At 63.8% G+C, this 19,777-nt stretch carries 19 protein-coding genes; 18 read left to right on the forward strand and 1 reads right to left on the reverse strand.

The window, feature by feature from the left end:
- The first annotated feature begins 101 nt into the window (after window positions 1-101).
- From infC to pheT, 6 genes are all read left to right on the forward strand, one after another.
- Window positions 102-794 carry a translation initiation factor IF-3 gene (gene infC, locus GN300_RS29465; protein WP_003944008.1) on the forward strand — a complete coding sequence of 231 codons (693 nt, stop codon included), beginning with the start codon at window positions 102-104 and terminating at the stop codon, window positions 792-794.
- A 43-nt stretch (window positions 795-837) separates the two neighbouring features.
- A complete protein-coding gene (gene rpmI / locus GN300_RS29470) occupies window positions 838-1,032 on the forward strand; it encodes a 50S ribosomal protein L35 (RefSeq protein WP_003944043.1) in 195 nt (64 codons plus the stop codon).
- A 63-nt stretch (window positions 1,033-1,095) separates the two neighbouring features.
- A complete protein-coding gene (rplT, locus tag GN300_RS29475) occupies window positions 1,096-1,485 on the forward strand; it encodes a 50S ribosomal protein L20 (RefSeq protein ID WP_003944011.1) in 390 nt (129 codons plus the stop codon).
- A 23-nt stretch (window positions 1,486-1,508) separates the two neighbouring features.
- Window positions 1,509-2,339 (forward strand): RNA methyltransferase, encoded by an 831-nt coding sequence (locus GN300_RS29480; RefSeq protein WP_007736261.1) that lies wholly within the window; start codon window positions 1,509-1,511, stop codon window positions 2,337-2,339.
- 170 nt (window positions 2,340-2,509) lie between these two features.
- Entirely contained in the window at window positions 2,510-3,580 is a 1,071-nt protein-coding gene (gene pheS / locus GN300_RS29485) for a phenylalanine--tRNA ligase subunit alpha (protein WP_063316071.1), read from the forward strand.
- A 60-nt stretch (window positions 3,581-3,640) separates the two neighbouring features.
- Entirely contained in the window at window positions 3,641-6,127 is a 2,487-nt protein-coding gene (pheT, locus tag GN300_RS29490) for a phenylalanine--tRNA ligase subunit beta (RefSeq protein WP_063316070.1), read from the forward strand.
- Between the two features lie 58 nt (window positions 6,128-6,185).
- Here pheT and GN300_RS29495 read toward each other — a convergent pair whose 3' ends face one another.
- Entirely contained in the window at window positions 6,186-7,247 is a 1,062-nt protein-coding gene (locus GN300_RS29495; protein WP_063316069.1) for an Lrp/AsnC family transcriptional regulator, read from the reverse strand.
- Between the two features lie 56 nt (window positions 7,248-7,303).
- Here GN300_RS29495 and GN300_RS29500 point away from each other — a divergent pair, with 56 nt between their 5' ends.
- From GN300_RS29500 to argH, 12 genes are all read left to right on the forward strand, one after another.
- Entirely contained in the window at window positions 7,304-8,623 is a 1,320-nt protein-coding gene (locus GN300_RS29500; RefSeq protein ID WP_007736253.1) for an NAD(P)/FAD-dependent oxidoreductase, read from the forward strand.
- Window positions 8,623-9,534, forward strand: a complete 912-nt coding sequence (locus tag GN300_RS29505; protein ID WP_007736251.1) for a bile acid:sodium symporter family protein — start codon at window positions 8,623-8,625, stop codon at window positions 9,532-9,534. Before GN300_RS29500 ends, GN300_RS29505 begins: the two co-directional genes overlap by 1 nt.
- Window positions 9,531-10,466, forward strand: coding sequence for an SDR family oxidoreductase (locus GN300_RS29510; RefSeq protein WP_054781544.1), 936 nt, complete (start codon window positions 9,531-9,533; stop codon window positions 10,464-10,466). Before GN300_RS29505 ends, GN300_RS29510 begins: the two co-directional genes overlap by 4 nt.
- Before the next feature lie 102 nt (window positions 10,467-10,568).
- Entirely contained in the window at window positions 10,569-11,030 is a 462-nt protein-coding gene (locus tag GN300_RS29515) for a hypothetical protein (RefSeq protein WP_054187435.1), read from the forward strand.
- Window positions 11,031-11,068: 38 nt separating this feature from the next.
- Complete coding sequence (gene argC / locus GN300_RS29520) at window positions 11,069-12,139, forward strand: N-acetyl-gamma-glutamyl-phosphate reductase (protein WP_063316068.1); 1,071 nt, start codon at window positions 11,069-11,071, stop codon at window positions 12,137-12,139.
- A gap of 20 nt (window positions 12,140-12,159) precedes the next feature.
- The gene (argJ, locus tag GN300_RS29525) at window positions 12,160-13,410 is read left to right on the forward strand and encodes a bifunctional glutamate N-acetyltransferase/amino-acid acetyltransferase ArgJ (RefSeq protein WP_058037535.1); all 1,251 of its coding nucleotides are present in this window, start codon (window positions 12,160-12,162) and stop codon (window positions 13,408-13,410) included.
- Window positions 13,407-14,330 (forward strand): acetylglutamate kinase, encoded by a 924-nt coding sequence (gene argB, locus GN300_RS29530; protein ID WP_007736229.1) that lies wholly within the window; start codon window positions 13,407-13,409, stop codon window positions 14,328-14,330. Before argJ ends, argB begins: the two co-directional genes overlap by 4 nt.
- Window positions 14,327-15,526, forward strand: a complete 1,200-nt coding sequence (locus tag GN300_RS29535) for an acetylornithine transaminase (RefSeq protein ID WP_007736227.1) — start codon at window positions 14,327-14,329, stop codon at window positions 15,524-15,526. The genes argB and GN300_RS29535 overlap by 4 nt, the downstream gene beginning before the upstream one ends.
- Window positions 15,523-16,473, forward strand: coding sequence for an ornithine carbamoyltransferase (gene argF / locus GN300_RS29540; RefSeq protein ID WP_021334039.1), 951 nt, complete (start codon window positions 15,523-15,525; stop codon window positions 16,471-16,473). Before GN300_RS29535 ends, argF begins: the two co-directional genes overlap by 4 nt.
- On the forward strand, window positions 16,470-16,949 hold the full coding sequence (locus GN300_RS29545; protein ID WP_007736224.1) for an arginine repressor: 480 nt from the start codon (window positions 16,470-16,472) through the stop codon (window positions 16,947-16,949). The genes argF and GN300_RS29545 overlap by 4 nt, the downstream gene beginning before the upstream one ends.
- 47 nt (window positions 16,950-16,996) lie before the next feature.
- Complete coding sequence (locus GN300_RS29550; protein WP_007736221.1) at window positions 16,997-18,196, forward strand: argininosuccinate synthase; 1,200 nt, start codon at window positions 16,997-16,999, stop codon at window positions 18,194-18,196.
- Between the two features lie 3 nt (window positions 18,197-18,199).
- Window positions 18,200-19,642: an argininosuccinate lyase gene (argH, locus tag GN300_RS29555; RefSeq protein ID WP_063316067.1), complete on the forward strand. Its 1,443-nt coding sequence runs from the start codon at window positions 18,200-18,202 to the stop codon at window positions 19,640-19,642.
- Window positions 19,643-19,777 lie beyond the last annotated feature (135 nt).

Below are 19,777 nucleotides of genomic sequence, written 5' to 3' on the forward strand. Positions count from 1 at the left end.
CTGGATCCTATGTGATCGGTCGACATCGGGCCCCGCGGATGAGCAATCATCACAGCGGGGCTTTTTTGTTGGGGTGCGGGCGGTACGGGCTGCGTGCGGTCATGAAGACCGCACCGTTCAACCTAGGAGGCCCCATCAGCACTGAGACCCGCATCAACGATCGTATCCGCGTTCCCGAGGTTCGTTTGGTCGGACCTGGCGGCGAACAGGTAGGCATCGTGCGTGTTGAAGATGCACTCCGCTTGGCCCTTGAGGCCGACCTCGACCTGGTCGAGGTAGCTCCTGACGCCCGTCCACCGGTCTGCAAGATCATGGACTACGGCAAGTTCAAGTACGAGGCTGCACAGAAGGCACGTGAGTCACGTAAGAACCAGCAGCTGACGGTCATCAAGGAGCAGAAGCTCCGACCCAAGATCGACGACCACGACTACGAGACCAAGAAGCGCAACGTCGTTCGCTTCCTCGAAGCCGGTTCCAAGGTCAAGGTCACGATCATGTTCCGCGGACGTGAGCAGTCACGCCCCGAACTCGGCTACCGCCTTCTGCAGCGTCTGGGAGCAGACGTCGCAGATCTCGGATTCGTCGAAACCTCGGCAAAGCAGGACGGCCGAAACATGACGATGGTCCTGGCACCGCACAAGGGCGCCAAGACTCGTGTCAAGGCGCAGGAGAGCGCTCAGGCGCCAGTGGCTCAGGCTGCTCCGCGTCCGGCTCCGGCCGCACCGGCTTCCAGTGAAGCAGCTCCGGAAGCACCGGCGACCGGCGATGCCGCTCCCGAGGCTCCGGCCAGCTAGTCGATTTCCCAAGATCCACCACGTAACAAGAACTGAGGACTCCATGCCCAAGATGAAGAGCCACAGCGGCGCCTCGAAGCGATTCAAGGTGTCCGGCAGCGGAAAGCTCATGCGCCAGAAGGCCGGCCGTCGCCACCTTCTCGAGCACAAGTCCAGCAGGGTTACCCGTCGTCTCGACGGTGTCGCTGTTGTCAGCCCTGACGACGCTCCGCGCATCAAGCGCATGCTCGGCATCTGAGTCGCCCCCTTACTGACCACCCGGGGCCGTACTTTCAGCCCCTAGATTGACAGGATTTTTCAAGTGGCACGCGTAAAGAGGGCGGTCAACGCCCAGAAGAAGCGTCGTTCAATTCTTGCTGCATCCAGCGGCTACCGTGGACAGCGTTCGCGTCTGTACACCAAGGCCAAGGAGCAGCAGCTCCACTCGCTCACCTACGCGTACCGCGACCGTCGTGCGCGCAAGGGCGAGTTCCGCAAGCTGTGGATCACGCGTATCAACGCTGCAGCTCGTGCAAACGACATCACGTACAACCGCCTCATCCAGGGCCTGCGTCTGGCAGAGGTCGACGTCGACCGCAAGATCCTGGCCGAGCTCGCTGTCTCCGATGCCGAGGCCTTTGCCGGCCTGGTCGCACTCGCGAAGGCCGCTCTGCCGGCTGACGTGAACGCTCCTGCCGGAGAAGCAGCCTGATTCACGCATCACAGCAACGGCCCGTGGACCCGCTCACCGAGCGGACTCCGCGGGTCGTTTCTGCTGTCAAGCTCCTGCGCACAGCAGAACGACGCAAAGCAGGACGTTTCCTCGTCGAGGGCGAGAACTCGGTCACCGAACTGTTGAACGGTGCACTCTCGAATGGCGAGGCCCGCCCGGTGCACGACCTCTTCTACACCGAGGACGCAGCCGAGCGCTATCAGCACGTCATCGATCGGGCGCTGACCGCTGGAGTTCGTGTTGCTCTTGTGACCGATCGAGCCATCAAAGCTCTCAGTGATACCGTCACGCCGCCCGGACTCGTTGCCGTCAGCGATCTACTGGATGTACCGCTGAGCGCAGCCGTCCATCAGGAGACCCGCCTGCTCGCAGTGCCGGTCGAGGTCAACGAACCAGGTAACGCGGGCACCGTCATTCGCATCGCAGACGCAGTGGGTGCCGACGCGGCAATCCTCGCCGGCGACAGCGTCGATCCGCATAACGGCAAGGTCGTTCGTTCGTCGGCGGGCAGCCTGTTTCACCTGCCAGTCGTCCGCGATCGAGACACAGTGTCGGTGATCGAGCAGATTCGCGCAGCCGGCATTCAGATTCTCGCGACTGCAGCTGACGGCGAGGTCGATCTCGACGAGGCCGACGAGTTGCTGAGCAAGCCGACGGCCTGGCTGTTCGGTAACGAAGCGCACGGTCTCGATCCGGCGATCGCCGCGCAGGCTGATCATCGGGTCAGGATTCCGATCCATGGCCGCGCCGAAAGCTTGAACCTCGCGACAGCGGCGGCAATTTGCCTGTACGCAAGCGCGCGGGTGCAAAATCGCGCCACCGATCACGGCTGAAAACGCACGCGAAGACCTCACGGAATCCCATTTGCGGAAGCCTGAGACAATACAAGAGCAGAGACAATGCTCGAGCGAGTTCGAATGCTCGCTCGCAGTACAAGAAGTAAGCAGTACAAGAAGCACGCAGTACGAGAAGTAAACCGAGAAGCGACAGGAGCGTCACAGCCGTGGCCAAAAATGAGGGCGCGACACCGCCGGAGGTCGACGCGAGTGTACTCACCGAAGAGGCGTTGACCGCTGCGGCTGAGAACGCCGAGAAGGCGCTGGCGGACGCCGCTGACCTGGACGCGCTGGCGCACGTCAAGGTGGAGCACCTGGGGGACAAGTCCCCGATCGCCCTCGCGCGCCGGGGTCTCGGCAGCCTTCCGGGCAAGGAAAAGGCGGACGCCGGTAAGCGCGTCAACATCTTCCGCACTCGGATCAACAACGCGTACGACGCTCGTCGTGAGGTCCTCCTCGCCGAGCGTGACGCCGCGGTGTTGGTTGCCGAGGCAATCGACGTCACTCTGCCTTCCGATCGTCACCCCGTCGGGGCGCGTCACCCGATCAGCCTGATTTCCGAGCAGGTCGCCGACGTATTCGTCGCGATGGGTTGGGAAGTTGCCGAGGGTCCGGAGGTGGAGACCGAGCACTTCAACTTCGACGCGCTCAACTTCTTGCCGGATCACCCTGCGCGCACGATGCAGGACACCTTCCACCTGGCGCCCGAGAACTCTCGCCAGGTGCTGCGTACCCACACCTCGCCGGTGCAGGTCCGCACGATGCTCTCGCGTGAGGTGCCGATCTACGTGGTGTGCCCGGGCCGCACGTTCCGCACCGACGAACTCGATGCGACGCACACGCCTGTCTTCTCGCAGGTCGAGGGCCTGGCCGTCGACAAGGGCCTGACCATGGCCAATCTGCGCGGAACTCTCGACGCGTTCGCTCGTGCCCTTTTCGGCCCCGAGACGCGTACCCGTATGCGCCCCAACTACTTCCCGTTCACGGAACCGTCGGCCGAGGTCGACGTCTGGTTCGCGAACAAGAAGGGCGGCGCAGGCTGGGTCGAGTGGGGCGGCTGCGGCATGGTCAGCCCGAACGTTCTGCGCGCCAGCGGTATCGATCCCGACGAGTACTCGGGTTTCGCATTCGGCATGGGCCTCGAGCGGACCCTGCAGTTCCGCAACGGTATCCCGGACATGCGCGACATCGTCGAAGGTGACGTGCGTTTCACGCTGCCCTTCGGTGTCGCAGGCTGACCGATCCGGTCCGCGGAACCTTCACAAAGACTTATCGACAAACGAGAGAGCTGAGCAGACGTGCGAGTAGCGCAATCCTGGCTGACCGAGATCCTGCAGCGGGCAACTCCCAACTGGGAGGTGACCCCGGAAGAGCTGGACGCCGGGTTCGTCCGGGTGGGACTCGAAGTCGAGGAACTCGACACACTCGAGGCGATCGACGGCCCGTTGGTCGTCGGCAAGGTCGTCTCCATCACCGAACTGACCGAGTTCAAGAAGCCGATCCGCTTCTGCCAGGTCGAGGTCGGCGAACCCGAGCCCCGTGGCATCGTCTGTGGCGCGCGCAATTTCAACGAGGGTGACCTCGTCGTCGTTGCGTTGCCCGGCGCGGTGCTGCCCGGCGGATTCGAAATCGCCACTCGCAAGACGTACGGCCAGGTGTCCGACGGCATGATCTGCTCCGTCTCGGAACTCGGTATCGGCAAAGACCATTCGGGCATCTTGGTGCTCGAGCCCGGTACCGCCGAACCCGGCGCGGACGGCAACGAGTTGCTCGGTCTCGGTGACACGATCATCGAACTGAACATCACCCCGGACCGTGGCTACTGCTTCTCGGTCCGCGGTCTCACGCGAGAACTCGCGTGCGGCTTCGATCTCGAATACGCCGATCCCGCTTCGGTTCCCGCTCACCCGGCTGAGGGTGAAGCCTGGCCGGTGCGCCTCGAACCGGAGTCCAAGGCTTCGCGTTTCGTGATGCGGAAGATCACGGGTATCGATCCGCAGGCAGTGAGCCCGTGGTGGCTGCAGCGTCGACTGCTGCTCTCGGGTGTTCGCCCGATCTCGCCGGCCGTCGACGTCACCAACTACGTGATGCTCGAACTCGGTCAGCCTCTGCACGCGTTCGATGCGACCGCAGTGCAGGGCGACCTGGTGGTCCGTCGCGCCAAGGCGGGGGAGAAGCTGACGACGCTCGACGACGTCGAACGCACGCTCGATCCCGAAGACGTTGTCATCGCCGACGATTCCGGAGTCATCTCGCTGGCTGCCGTCATGGGCGGCGCAACCACCGAGGTGGGAACGGCAACGACGGACATCCTCCTCGAAGGAGCTACCTGGGATCCGCTCGCAGTCTTCAAGACGGCGCGCCGGCACAAGCTGCCGAGTGAGGCGAGCAAGCGTTTCGAGCGCGTCGTCGATCCGGCAATTCCGCTCGCGGCCGTCGACCGCGCAGCCGCTCTGCTGGTCGAGATTGCCGGCGGACGGATCGAACCGGTCCTGACCGACGTGGGCGATGTCGCCCCTCGCGCTGCCATTCGCATGGATATCGACCTGCCCGACCGTGTCGCCGGAGTCACGTACCCCAACGGCACCGCAGCTCGCCGCCTCACCCAGGTTGGCTGCAACGTCGAGGTCGGCGTCAGCGAAGAAGGACACGGCCAGTTGGTCGCGACGCCGCCGTCGTGGCGTCCGGACCTGGTGCAGCCTGCGGACCTCGTCGAGGAAGTTCTTCGCCTCGAAGGTCTCGAGCAGATCCCGTCTGTGCTTCCCGCCGCTCCGGCCGGACGTGGGTTGACTCCGTCGCAGCGGCGAAAGCGCACGGTCTCGAAGGCCGTGGCTCACGCCGGTTACGTCGAGGTCCTTCCTCCGGTCTTCCTGCCTACGAACGTCTTCGACGTCTGGGGCCTCGACGCGGATGATCCGCGCCGCAACACCAGCAAGGTCCTCAATCCGCTCGAAGCCGATCGTCCGGAGTTGGCGACCACGCTGCTCCCGGGTCTGCTGGAGATCCTGGCTCGCAACGCTTCTCGCGGTCAGCGTGATCTGTCGCTGTACGGCATCGCGCAGGTCGTCCTGCCGGGCCCCGACACCAAGCCGGTGGATGCATTGCCGGTGGATCGTCGTCCGACGGACGAGCAGATCGCGAACCTGATCGCGTCGTTGCCGGCTCAGCCCGTGCACATCGCTGCAGTGTTGAGTGGTTTGCGTGAGCCGAGCGGCCCCTGGGGTCCTGGCCGTCAGGCCGAGGCTTCGGACACTTTTGCAGCCGTGCGGGTCATTGCAGCTGCAGCAGGCGTCGAGGTGGAACTGCGTGCGGCGCAGTACCTGCCGTGGCATCCCGGCCGTTGCGCCGAGGTTGTCGTTGACGGCAACGTAGTCGGTCATGCGGGCGAACTGCATCCGGCTGTTCTCGAGCGCGCGGGACTGCCCGCGCGCACCTGCGCACTGGAAATCGATCTCGACGCTTTGCCATTGGTCGAGAATCTGCCCGCTCCGCGCATTTCGCCGTTCCCCGCAGTGCTCCAGGACGTGGCAGTTGTTGTCGATCGCGACATTCCGGCAGCCAAGGTGCAGGAAGCTCTGCGTTCCGGCGGCGGCGAACTTCTCGAAGACATTCGCCTCTTCGACGTCTTCGAGGGCGAGCAGGTCGGTGAAGGCCGCAAGTCGCTCGCGTTCGCGTTGCGATTCCGTGGTGTCGACCGGACGCTGACCGAGGACGAGGCCAGTGCCGCGCGTGATGCGGCAGTGGAGGCGGCGTCCAAGGCCGTCGGTGCGCAGATGCGCGGCTGATTTCCTCAACTGATCACAGAGCCCACGACCGTTGCCGGTGGTCGTGGGCTCTGTCGTGTTATCGGCTTTTCGACTGAGGTGAATCGGAAAGCCACACATCTGGCGCAACGGTGTCCGTCCGTCGCCCTTGCTGGTCGAGCACGTGGCCGAGCAGTTTGCGCAAATACAGCACGATGGATCGTTCCGTGACGCAAAGACCCGGAATCTCCTTGCGCAGACGAGTTTCGAATGCATCGAGTTCTGCAGGAGAATGCAGCCACAACTGAACCACCAGGTTGTCGGCGCCCACCACCGCGAAACAGTTTCGGACTTCCGGCGCTCGGCTCAGCACTCGTCCCGCCGTATCGAGAAGCTCGGGTTCGACGCGGCACCACAAAGTGGCGAGCACGGGAAGCCCGGCCAGCGGCCGCGCGAATTCACACCGCAGCGCCACCAACCCCGAAGACGTGAGCCGGTCGATCTGGCGTTTGCACGCAGCGGGACTGACACCGATCGCGTCGGCCAACTCCTTCATGGGAGTGCGCCCGTCGTAAGCGAGCTTCGTCAGAACCTTGCGATCCTGTTCGGATATCCCGGTCGGCCGAGCGCGCACGGCAGTACGGTTTTCGCTGGTGGTCAGCACACCCTTCTCGGACGGTGCCAGCGCATTGAGTCTCCATCGCCCACCTTCGGTGAACCAGCGTGTGATGATCGAGGTTCGTGTCGCCAGTACACCGTCGATCGTTGCGACGTCTTCCGAGATGAAGCGCGACATCGACGCCAGATCCGCGGTACCGGCTGTGACGAGCAGATCTGCTCTGCCCGTTGATGCTTCGATGGTCACGGCGTGGGCCGAGCGAGTCAGCCGTGCCGCGATGGTGTCGAGAAGAGCAGGTGAGCAATCGATTTCGATGATCGCTGTGACGATGCTGCCCAGGACCTGTGGCCCTGGAGTGACCGTGACCCAGGCCAACGACGATTCGGAGAGTCGATTCCAACGACGGGCGAGAGTCGCGGCGTCGAGTTCGAGTGGTTCGGCCAACGAAAGCCACTTCGATCGCGGTGCGAGCTGGAGCGCATTGATTATCCTCAGATCGATTTCATCTATCCTGCGACCGTTGCCGGCATCTGGTGCACTCATAACGTCATTATCCGGCATATTGCTGCAAGATTCGGACTATCTGCGACGCTCGACGGATGATCACAGAGGAGAAGTACGCGCTGATCGGAGCGGGCCCGTCTGGATTGGCCGGCGCGCGAAACCTCGATCGGGCCGGGATAGCGTTCGACGGCTTCGAGAGCCACGACGACGTCGGTGGGCTCTGGGACATCGACAACCCGCACAGCACCGTCTACGAGTCGGCGCACCTCATCTCTTCGAAGGGCACCACCGCATTCGCGGAGTTCCCGATGGCTGATTCGGTGGCCGACTACCCGAGCCACGTCGAACTTGCCGATTATTTCCGCGACTACGCCGATACTCACGATCTTCGCAGGCACTTTGCCTTCGGCATTACCGTCGTCGACGTTTCGCCGGTCGATTCGCTATGGCAGGTCACCACGCGCAGTCGCAGCGGTGAGACAACAGTCGCGCGGTATCGAGGCGTGATCATCGCGAACGGAACGCTGTCGAAGCCGAACATGCCGACTTTCCGGGGCGACTTCACCGGCACGTTGATGCACACGAGCCAGTACCGCAGCGCCGAGATCTTCCGCGGGAAGAAGGTACTGGTCATCGGAGCGGGCAACAGTGGATGCGACATCGCCGTCGATGCCGTCCACCAGGCCGAGTGCGTCGACCTGAGCGTTCGGCGAGGCTACTACTTCGTCCCCAAGTATCTGTTCGGCCGACCCTCGGACACCTTGAATCAGGGAAAGCCGTTGCCGCCGTGGATCAAACAACGCGTCGACACCTTGGTACTCAAGCAGTTCACGGGTGATCCGGTGCGGTTCGGATTTCCGGCACCGGACTACAAGATCTACGAATCGCATCCGGTCGTGAACTCGTTGATCCTGCACCACATCGGGCACGGTGATGTGCACGTGCGCGCCGACGTCGACCGGTTCGAGGGGAAGACGGTGCGGTTTGTCGACGGATCGTCTGCCGACTACGACCTCGTTCTCTGCGCCACGGGGTATCACCTCGACTATCCCTTCATCGCGCGCGAGGACTTGGACTGGTCGGGCGCTGCCCCGGACCTGTTCCTCAACGTCGCGAGTCGCCGCCACGACAATCTCTTTGTTCTCGGCATGGTCGAAGCATCCGGTCTCGGGTGGCAGGGCCGTTTCGAGCAGGCCGAGTTGGTGGCCAAATTGATCACCGCACGTACCGAAGCCCCCGCCGCGGCGCGGGAATTCTCGGCGGCGGCGGCCGGTCCTCCTCCCGATCTGTCCGGGGGATACAAGTACCTGAAGTTGGGACGAATGGCCTACTACGTGAACAAGGACGCCTACCGCTCGGCGATCAAGCGGCACATCGGACTGCTTGATGCCGCTCTGACGAAGGGAGGACAGTGATGCCGATCGACGACGTGGTGCTCAACTTCAACCCGGGATCGTTGATGATCCTCAACGCGGTGCTGGCCGCGATCATGCTGGGGATCGCCCTCGACACCTCGGTCGACGACTTTCGTCGTGCGCTCACCAAACCCAAGGCGATGGCGGTGGGTATTGCTGCGCAGTTCCTGCTGTTGCCGGCAGTGACTTTTCTCCTGACGCTGATTCTCTCGCCGGCTCCGTCGGTAGCACTCGGCATGATCCTGGTGGCGTGCTGCCCGCCAGGGAACATCTCGAACGTCCTGACTCACCGGGCGGGCGGCGACGTCGCACTCTCGGTGTCCATGACGGCGGTGTCGAACGTCCTCGCGATCTTCCTTATGCCGCTCAATCTTGCGTTCTGGGGGAGCCGACGCCCGGAGACCGACGCTCTGTTGCAGTCCGTGAACCTGAATGCGCTCGAGATGGTCGCGCAAATCGCCCTGATCATCGGTGTGCCGTTCGTTCTCGGCATCTGGGCGGCACGAAGGTTTCCGGAGATCGCCGCGAAAGCGCAGCCTTGGGTGAAAAACGGTTCGTTGGTGGCGTTGTTGATCTTCATCGTCGCGGGGGTGTCGGGGAACGCGTCGTACTTCGTCGACTACATCGGGGTGGTACTGCTCGCGGTCTTCCTGCACGACACGGTTGCCCTAGCACTGGGATACTTCTGCGGCGCCGTCACCGGGTTGAACGAATACAGCCGTCGCGCCGTCTCTTTCGAGGTCGGCATCCGCAATGCCGGGCTGGGGCTTGGCCTGGTGTTCACGTTCTTCGACGGGCTCGGTGGCATGGCCGTCGTGGCCGGCTGGTGGGGGATCTGGGACATCATCGCCGGGTTGGCTCTGGCGACGATCTGGTCCAAGCGACGCGCCCGAAAGGCGGTACCGGCATGACCGTCGCACTCGTCACGGGCGGAAACGGGTTCCTGGGTACCGCTGTCATCGACGCACTGATCGCGCAGGGCATCACCGTCGTCTGTGTCGACCTCACGGTCAAGGACACGCCGGACGATCGCATCCGCCGCGTCAGGGCGGACGTCTGCGACCCCACAGAATTGGGGCGGGTGTTCGGTCAGTACCGACCGAACGTCGTGATCCACCTTGCGTCCATCGTGAATCCCGGCAAGAAAACGACAGCAGAGCAGGAGTACCGCGTCGACGTCGACGGGACACGAAACGTGCTCGCGGCCTGCGTCGAACACGGGGTTGGACGGGTCGTCGTGTCTTCGTCCGGAGCGGCGTACGGCTACCACTCCGACAACCCACCGTGGATCACCGAGGACGTACCTGTCCGAGGCAACGACGAATTCACATACAGTCGCCACAAACGCCTGGTCGAGGAGATGCTCGCCGAATATCGCGTCGAACACCCGGAGTTGGAACAAGTTGTCTTCCGGATCGGCACGATCTTGGGCGAGAGCGTCGACAATCAGATCACCGCGTTGTTCGATCGCCGCAAGCTGCTCAAGGTTGCCGGGAGCGACAGCCCCTTCGTCTTCGTCTGGCACACCGATGTCGCGGGCGCTTTTGCGGAGGCCGTGACCGGAAACCAAGTGGGCATCTTCAATGTCGCGGGCGACGGCGTGCTGACCGTCGACGAGTTGGCTTCCCGGATGGGCAAGAGCACGGTGACGCTTCCTGCATGGTTGTTGCGAGGCGTTCTACGCGTCGGACGGCGATTGGGCGTAACGGAACACGGTCCGGAGCGCGTCGGATTTCTCCAGTACCGACCGGTTCTCGACAATCGGCGGCTCAAGGAACAGTTCGGATACGTCCCCGAATATTCGAGCGAGGAAGCGTTTGCCGCGTATCTCGCGTCACGCTGACCCCTTCGACGGACGGTCGTGGAAGGATCGGAATTGTCCGTCGGTGTTTTCGAGAAGGGACTGACAGTGTCACGAAATGATGGGTCCGAACATGATGGGTCCGTGCACCAGGTAGTCGAGGCCGCCAGTGCACTCGACGACAAGGACTTCCTCGCGGTCGTCCGCGCAGTGGTCGAGCGTCGTCCGAGTTTGTCGGTCCTTCTTTCCGTGGTGGACACCGCTGCCGCGAGCCTCGAGCCGAACCGCGTCGAGGACGAGAACGAGATCACCGACGCCGAAGAAGTCGAACTGCCCGACACCGTTGTGGAGGTCGACGAGATCATCGACGTCCCGGTGGTACTTGCGACCGATCCGAGAATTCCCGAACCCGACTACACCGAAGGGGGAGTGCCCACTTTCGACCGCGTTCGGGAGAAGATAGAGGGGCGCTTCGGTACTTCAATAGGTTCGTCCGAACTGGCGCACGAGAGTCCTGCCGGAAAGTCCGTCGACGAGCAGTGGGACGAGCGCCAGAAGGCCGCAAAGGCCAAGCTCGAGGAGATCCGGCGATCCATGGGTAAGTAATTATGCATTCCGATGCACAATGATGCATACTGTGTGACATGACTGAAGGTGGTACGACCGAGAACGCACGCAAGCCGATCAGAGTCGCCGTTGCCGGCGCCAGTGGGTACGCCGGTGGTGAGGTTCTGCGTCTGCTTCTCGGGCACCCCTCCTATGTCGACGGCAGCCTGGTGATCGGTTCGCTGACCGCCGGTGGCAACGCCGGTTCGACGCTCGGTGAGCATCATCCGCACTTGCTTCCACTCTCGTCGCGGGTACTCGAAGAGACCACTGTCGAGATCCTCTCGGGTCACGACGTCGTCTTCCTCGGTCTCCCACACGGAAATTCGGCTCAGTACGCCAAGTTGCTGCCCGAGTCGACGGTCATCATCGACTGCGGCGCGGACTTCCGGCTGCAGGATCCCGCAGCCTGGGAGAAGTACTACAAGAGCGCTCATGCCGGCACCTGGCCCTACGGTCTTCCTGAATTGCCCGGTGCCCGTGAGAAATTGGTAGGCGCAACCCGCATCGCCGTTCCGGGCTGCTACCCGACGGCAGCGAGCCTCGCGCTGGCCCCCGCCGTTGCCGCGGGGATCGTGGACTCACACGTGAACGTGGTTGCGGTCAGTGGCACTTCGGGCGCCGGCCGGGCACCGAAGGCTGATCTGCTGGGTTCCGAGGTCATGGGCTCCGTCCGTGCGTACGGCGTCGGCGGCGTCCATCGCCACACCCCTGAGATCATTCAGAATCTCTCGGCCGCAGGCGGCAAGGACATCAGTGTCTCCTTCACTCCAGTCCTCGCGCCCATGCCGCGCGGCATCCTCGCGACCTGCACGGCAGCCACCACGGCCACCGAAGAGCAAGCGCGCGAAATCTACGACAAGGCATACAACGACGAGCCGTTCATCCACGTACTGCCTGCCGGAGTCTTCCCGCAGACCGGTGCCGTGATCGGATCCAATGCCGTACAGATCGGGGTCACCGTTGACGCCGACGCCGGTCAGCTCGTTGTCATCTCGGCAATCGACAATCTCACCAAGGGCACCGCCGGTGGCGCGGTGCAATCGATGAATCTCGCCCTTGGCCTACCCGAGACCGCAGGTCTCTCTACCGTGGGAGTAGCTCCGTGAGCACCGACAATCCGCAGCAGATCGACAACGCAACCGAGCCTGACGCGACCGTTGCAGACGTGGTTCACGTCGCCGAGGGACGTCTGCTCCGCACGCAGGGCGTCACCGCACCTGCCGGATTCCGCGGTGCCGGAATTGCTGCCGGTATCAAGAAGAGTGGCAAGTCGGACCTCGCATTGGTGCTCAACGAGGGACCCGATCTGGCCGCTGCCGGCGTCTTCACCCTGAACAAGGTCAAGGCAGCTCCGGTGCTCTGGTCTCAGCAGGTCCTGACGACGGGCAAGCTGCGCGCGGTGGTGCTCAACTCGGGCGGCGCGAACGCCTGCACGGGCGCGGGTGGATTCCAGGATGCACACAAGACTGCCGAGGAAGTTGCTTCGGCACTGAGTAATTGGGGCACCGAGACGGGCGCGATCGAGGTCGCTGTCTGTTCGACCGGACTTATCGGTGACCGCTTGCCCATGGACAAGCTGATCCCCGGTGTCACCGAGGTAGTGCACGAACTCGCTGGCGGAATCTCCGGCGGCACCGACGCGGCATACGCGATCATGACCACCGATACCGTGCCGAAGCAGGCGTCGCTGCACCACGCGAACAAATGGAACGTCGGCGGAATGGCCAAGGGCGCAGGCATGCTCGCGCCTGCGCTGGCCACGATGCTGTGCGTCGTCACGACCGATGCTGTCGCAACGGCCGAGCAGCTCGATACCGCTCTGCGCGCCGCCACCCACCTGAGCTTCGATCGCCTCGACGTCGACGGCGCCACGTCCACCAACGACACAGTGCTCCTGTTGGCCTCCGGCGCCAGCGGTGTCACGCCGACGCAGGACGAACTGAACGCCGCAGTGCTGGCCGTGTGTGATGATCTCGCGGATCAGTTGATGGCAGACGCCGAGGGCGTCACCAAGCGGGTCAAGGTGACGGTTCGCGGCGCAGCGTCCGAGTCCGATGCGTTGATCGGCGCCCGGACCATCGCCCGCGACAGCCTGGTCAAGACAGCGCTTTTCGGTTCCGATCCCAATTGGGGTCGCGTTCTCGCCGCAGTGGGTATCGCTCCCATCGAGCTCGATCCCGATCGAATCAGTGTGTCCTTCAACGGGAGTCCCGTCTGCATCGACGGCGTCGGCGCTCCGGGAGCGCGTGAGGTGGACCTGAGCGGGATCGACATCGAACTCGACATCGACCTGGGAATCGGCAACGAGTCCGTGAGCATTCGCACCACGGACCTCTCGCACGCGTACGTCGAAGAGAACTCGGCGTACTCGTCATGACCGAGACGTATCCCGTGATCAGCGAGCATCAGAAGGCGCATGTCCTCGCCGACGCGCTGCCGTGGCTGCAGCGATTCCGAGACAAGGTGGTCGTGGTCAAGTACGGCGGAAACGCCATGATCGACGAGACACTCAAGACCGCCTTCGCCGCGGACATGGCGTTCCTGCGGACTGTCGGCATCCACCCCGTCGTCGTGCACGGCGGCGGCCCGCAGATCAACGCGATGCTGGCACGCCTTGGCATGAAGGGTGAGTTCCGCGGTGGTTTCCGGGTCACGACGCCCGAGGTGATGGACGTCGTCCGGATGGTGCTCTTCGGTCAGGTGGGCCGTGAACTCGTCGGGCTGATCAACGCGCACGGTCCCTACGCGGTCGGTATCTCCGGTGAGGATGCGCACTTGTTCACCGCTACTCGACGCACTGTTGCGGTCGAGGGAGAGCAGACCGACATCGGCCTGGTCGGAGACGTCACTACCGTGAACCCGGACGCGGTACTCGATCTCATTGCAGCAGGACGTATTCCGGTGGTCTCGACCATCGCACCCGACGCCGACGGTGTCGTCCACAACATCAACGCCGATACCGCTGCTGCCGCACTGGCCGAGGCGATCGGTGCCGAGAAGCTCGTTGTCCTCACCGACGTCGAGGGCCTGTACACCGATTGGCCGGACCGAGCCTCGCTGGCCACCGAGATCGACACCGACGCCCTTGCTCAGTTGTTGCCGAGTCTCGATGCCGGCATGGTGCCCAAGATGGAGGCCTGCCTTCGCGCGGTGCGCGGAGGTGTGCCGTCGGCGCACGTGATCGACGGTCGGCTCGAACATTCAGTCCTACTCGAACTTTTCACCGGTGAAGGAATCGGCACGATGGTCGTGCCGGGTTCCTCGGTCGCCGGTCCCCAGCAGGGAGCTATCTCATGAGCACGATCGATCTGCAGCAGCGGTGGTCCGCTTCGCTGATGAACAATTACGGCGTACCCCGGGTTGCTCTCGTCCGCGGTGACGGCGCCGTACTCACCGACGCCGACGGCAAGCAGTACGTCGACTTCCTGGCCGGAATCGCCGTCAACATTCTCGGACACGGACATCCGGCCGTCGTCGAAGCCGTGACTACTCAGCTGTCGACACTCGGCCACGTGTCCAACCTGTACGCCAGCGAGCCGGTCGTCGAGTTGGCGGAGCAGCTGCTCGCTCATCTCGGCAACGTCACCGGGCGCGCGTTCTTCTGCAACTCCGGTACCGAGGCGAACGAGGCTGCCTTCAAGCTCGCTCGCGCCACCGGCCGGAAGAAGATCATCGCAGCCGAAGGCTCCTTCCACGGTCGCACGATGGGGGCACTCGCTCTGACGGGTCAGCCGGCCAAGCGGGCGCCGTTCGAACCGATGCCCGCCGGTGTCGAGTTCGTGCCGTACGGCGACGTCGAGGCACTCGAGCAGGCCGTCGATTCCGACACCGCCGCTGTGTTCCTCGAACCGATCATGGGTGAGGGCGGCGTCGTGGTGCCACCCGAGGGATACCTCGTCGAGGCTCGGCGGATCACCGCCGAACGTGGTGCGCTGCTCGTACTCGACGAAGTGCAGACCGGCATCGGCCGGACCGGCTGGTTCTACGCACATCAGGCAGTCGGCATCGTGCCGGACGTCATCACTCTTGCGAAGGGACTCGGCGGCGGAATGCCGATCGGCGCCTGCATCGCGACCGGGGCAACGGCAGAGTTGTTCGGACCGGGCAAGCACGGTACGACGTTCGGTGGCAATCCGGTGTGCGCTGCGGCGGCGCTTGCCGTGCTGAAAACCATTGCAGCGGAAGACCTGATCTCACGCGCCGACAGCTTGGGCAAATCGATCTCGGCGGGCATCGAAGATCTGGGCCATCCGTTGGTCGACTACGTACGGGGATCAGGACTGTTGCTGGGTGTCGTGCTGACCGAGGACGTCGCGCCGGCAGTGGAAAACGCAGCGCGCGAAGCCGGGTACCTTGTGAATGCAGCGCAACCCGGAGTGATCCGGTTGGCGCCGCCGCTCATCCTCACGGACGAGCAGGCCGAAACCTTCGTGGCAGCACTACCTGCCATCTTCGACAGTGCACTATCGGCTGACCAGCCGGGGGAGAAGTGACTACCGTGGTGAAACACTTTCTCAGGGACGACGATCTGACTCCTGCGCAGCAGGCCGAAGTTCTCGAACTCGCAGCTATTCTCAAGAAGGACCCGTTCGCTCGGCGTCCGCTCGAGGGTCCCCGCGGAGTCGGTGTCATCTTCGAGAAGAACTCGACGCGTACACGTTTCTCGTTCGAGATGGGCATCGCACAGATGGGCGGTCACGCTGTCGTCGTCGACGGGCGCAGCACTCAACTCGGTCGTGAAGAGACCTTGGCGGACACCGGACGCGTTCTCTCCCGCTACGTCGACGCCGTCGTGTGGCGCACGTTCGGCCAGAAGCGCCTGGAGCAAATGGCTACGGGCGCAACGATTCCCATCGTCAATGCATTGTCCGACGAATTTCATCCCTGTCAGGTTCTGGCCGATCTGCAAACGCTGATCGAACAGAAGGGTGAGCTCAAGGGGCTGAAGCTGACCTACCTGGGCGACGGCGCCAACAACATGGCTCACTCGCTGATGCTCGGCGGAGTGACCGCAGGCATAGACGTCACCATCGCAAGCCCCGCCGGCTTCGAACCGGCGGACTGGGTCGTGGCAGCAGCACGCAAACGCGCCGAGGAAACCGGCGCGACCATCACCCTGACGCAGGACCCACAGGCCGGCGTCGTCGGCGCCGACGCGTTGGTCACCGACACCTGGACCTCGATGGGTCAGGAGAACGACGGACTCGATCGGGTCGGACCTTTCCGTCCGTTCCAGATCAACAAGGAGCTGCTCGCAAAGGCAGATCCGAAGGCCGTCGTCCTGCACTGCCTGCCCGCGCATCGCGGCGAAGAAGTCACCGACGAGGTTCTCGACGGGCCGCAGAGTGTTGTCTGGGACGAGGCGGAGAACCGTCTGCACGCCCAGAAGGCATTGCTCGTGTGGCTGCTGGAACAGCGAACCCAACTGGACCCGGCGTGAGCGTCGCTCCCACTCGGGCTGGTCGCCAGTCGCGCATCATCGCGCTTCTGGCGGCTCACCCTGTCCGAAGTCAGACGGAGCTGGCGGCCTTGCTCGGTGCCGAGGGCATCGAAGCAACGCAGGCGACGCTCTCGCGTGACCTCGAAGAGCTGGGAGCGGTGAAACTGCGTGCCGCCGACGGCGGCGCCGGTGTTTACGTGGTGCCGGAGGACGGGAACCCGGTACGCGGTGTGGCCGGCGGTACCGACCGCCTCTCACGGCTGTTGGGTGAGTTGTTGGTCTCCACCGATTTCAGCGGCAACATGGCGATCCTCCGGACACCGCCGGGAGCCGCGCACTACCTCGCGAGCGCACTGGATCGGTCCTCGATGCCGGACATCGTGGGCACGATCGCCGGAGATGACACCATCTTCGTGGTGGCCCGGGAACCGCTTTCCGGAGCGGAACTCGCGGCCATGATCGAATCGCTCGCCTGACCCCTTATTCTTTGATAGAGATTTTCAACCGAAGGAGCACAAAAACCATGGCCGATCGCGTCGTACTCGCCTACTCGGGCGGGCTGGACACTTCTGTTGCCATCAGTTGGATCGGTAAGGAGACGGGCGCTGAAGTTGTCGCCGTCGCCATCGATCTGGGGCAGGGTGGCGAGGACATGGAGGTCGTGCGTCAGCGCGCGATCGACTGCGGCGCAGTCGAATCCGTTGTCGTCGACGCCCGCGACGAGTTCGCGGACGAATACTGCCTGCCGACCATCGCGGCCAACGCCCTGTACATGGACCGCTACCCGCTCGTCTCGGCCATCAGCCGTCCGCTGATCGTCAAGCACATCGTCGAAGCTGCACGCTCGCACGGCGGCACCATCGTCTCGCACGGTTGCACCGGTAAGGGCAACGACCAGGTTCGCTTCGAGGTCGGATTCGGCGCCCTCGCACCCGACCTGCAGGTCATCGCACCGGTCCGCGACTACGCCTGGACCCGCGAGAAGGCCATCGCCTTCGCCGAGGAGAACAACATCCCGATCAACGTCTCCAAGAAGTCGCCGTTCTCGATCGACCAGAACGTCTGGGGCCGCGCCGTCGAGACCGGATTCCTCGAGGATCTGTGGAACGCGCCGACGAAGGACGTCTACGACTACACCCAGGACCCGACGGTCAACTGGAACGCACCCGACGAGCTCATCATCAGCTTCGACAAGGGCCGCCCGGTCGCCATCGACGGCCGCCCGGTGTCGGTTCTCGAAGCCATTCAGGAACTGAACAAGCGCGCAGGCGCTCAGGGCGTCGGCCGTCTCGACGTCGTCGAGGACCGTCTCGTGGGCATCAAGAGCCGTGAGATCTACGAAGCTCCCGGCGCGATGGTTCTCATCACCGCACACCAGGAACTCGAGCACGTCACCCTCGAACGCGAACTCGGTCGCTACAAGCGTCAGATGGAGCAGCGTTGGTCCGAGCTGGTCTACGACGGCCTCTGGTTCTCGCCCCTCAAGGACGCACTGGACACGTTCGTCAACAAGACGCAGGAACGCGTTACCGGCGACATCCGTCTCTTCCTGCACGGTGGAGCCATCACCGTCAACGGTCGTCGCAGCCCGGAGTCGCTCTACGACTTCAACCTCGCGACGTACGACGAGGGCGACAGCTTCGACCAGTCCGCATCGAAGGGCTTCGTCGAGATCCACGGTCTGTCGTCGAAGGTCGCCGCGAAGCGCGATCTGGGACTCTGAGCCATGACGGCTCGCGGTGACGGAGACGCTCAAAAACACGGCACCAACGAAGGTGCGCTGTGGGGCGGGCGGTTCGAGTCCGGACCGGCCGCTGCCATGGCGGCGCTGAGCAAGTCGACTCACTTCGACTGGGTCCTCGCTCCGTACGACGTGCGGGCGTCGCAGGCGCATGCGCGTGTGCTGAACAAGGCCGGTCTGCTCAGCGAAGCCGATCTCGTGACGATGCTCGACGGTCTCGACCGTCTGGCGGCAGATGTCGCCAGTGGCGCCTTCGGGCCCAGTGATTCGGACGAGGACGTACACGGCGCACTCGAGCGTGGTCTGATCGAGCGTGTCGGGCCTGAGGTCGGTGGACGCCTGCGTGCTGGACGTTCACGAAACGACCAGGTGGCCACGCTGTTCCGCATGTGGCTTCGCGATGCGGTCCGCCGCATCTCCACCGGAGTTCTCGACGTGGTCGATGCTTTGGCGACTCAGGCCGGGGCGCATCCGGATGCCGTGATGCCGGGCAAGACGCACCTGCAGGCGGCTCAGCCGGTCCTGTTGGCGCATCACCTGCTCGCTCACGCACATCCACTGTTGCGGGACGTGCAGCGCCTTCGCGACTTCGACGTGCGAGCTGCGGTGTCCCCGTACGGTTCCGGTGCACTGGCCGGTTCCTCGCTCGGTCTCGACCCCGAAGCCATTGCAGCGGAATTGAAGTTCGACAGCTCGGCCGAGAACTCGATCGACGCAACGGCTTCGCGTGATTTTGCGGCCGAGGCAGCGTTCGTGCTTGCGATGATCGGTGTCGATCTCTCCCGTATGGCGGAAGAGATCATCATCTGGAGCACACCGGAGTTCGGCTACATCACGCTTGCCGACGCATGGTCGACGGGATCGTCGATCATGCCGCAGAAGAAGAATCCGGATGTCTCGGAACTGACGCGCGGTAAGTCGGGTCGTTTGATCGGCAACCTGACCGGATTGTTGGCGACGCTCAAGGCTCAGCCGCTGGCGTACAACCGCGATCTGCAAGAGGACAAGGAACCGGTTTTCGACTCGGTTGCGCAGCTCGAGATGCTGCTCCCGGCCATCACCGGTCTGGTGCAGACGCTCGAGTTCCACACCGAGCGCATGGCGGAACTAGCTCCGGCAGGGTTCACGTTGGCCACCGACATCGCGGAGTGGATGGTGCGTCAGGGCGTGCCGTTCCGGGTTGCACACGAGGCTGCTGGAGCGTGTGTGCGTGTCGCCGAAGCGCGAGGCGTCGGACTCGAAGATCTCACGGACGAGGAACTGGCCGGCGTCGACAGCGCGCTGACACCCGCTGTTCGTGAGGTGCTGACAGTCGAGGGTTCCATCGCTTCGCGCAACGCGCGAGGCGGCACCGCGGGGGTGCGGGTTGCCGAGCAGCTGGACGGAGTCAAAGCAGTGGCGCAGTCACTGCGGGAATGGACCCTGTGACCTCGCGGTCACGAGTGTTGTCGCTCTCTTTTCGGCAGTAGTCCTTCGGTCGTACGCGGTCAGGTAGCAGAATTTGCTCCCTGACCGCGTACGCGTATTCGTCGTCAGTAGGCTTGTCGCGCGCGGGAAAAATGA

The sequence above is a fragment of the Rhodococcus sp. Ni2 genome (assembly GCF_021352185.1).
GTDB lineage: Bacteria > Actinomycetota > Actinomycetes > Mycobacteriales > Mycobacteriaceae > Rhodococcus_F > Rhodococcus_F qingshengii.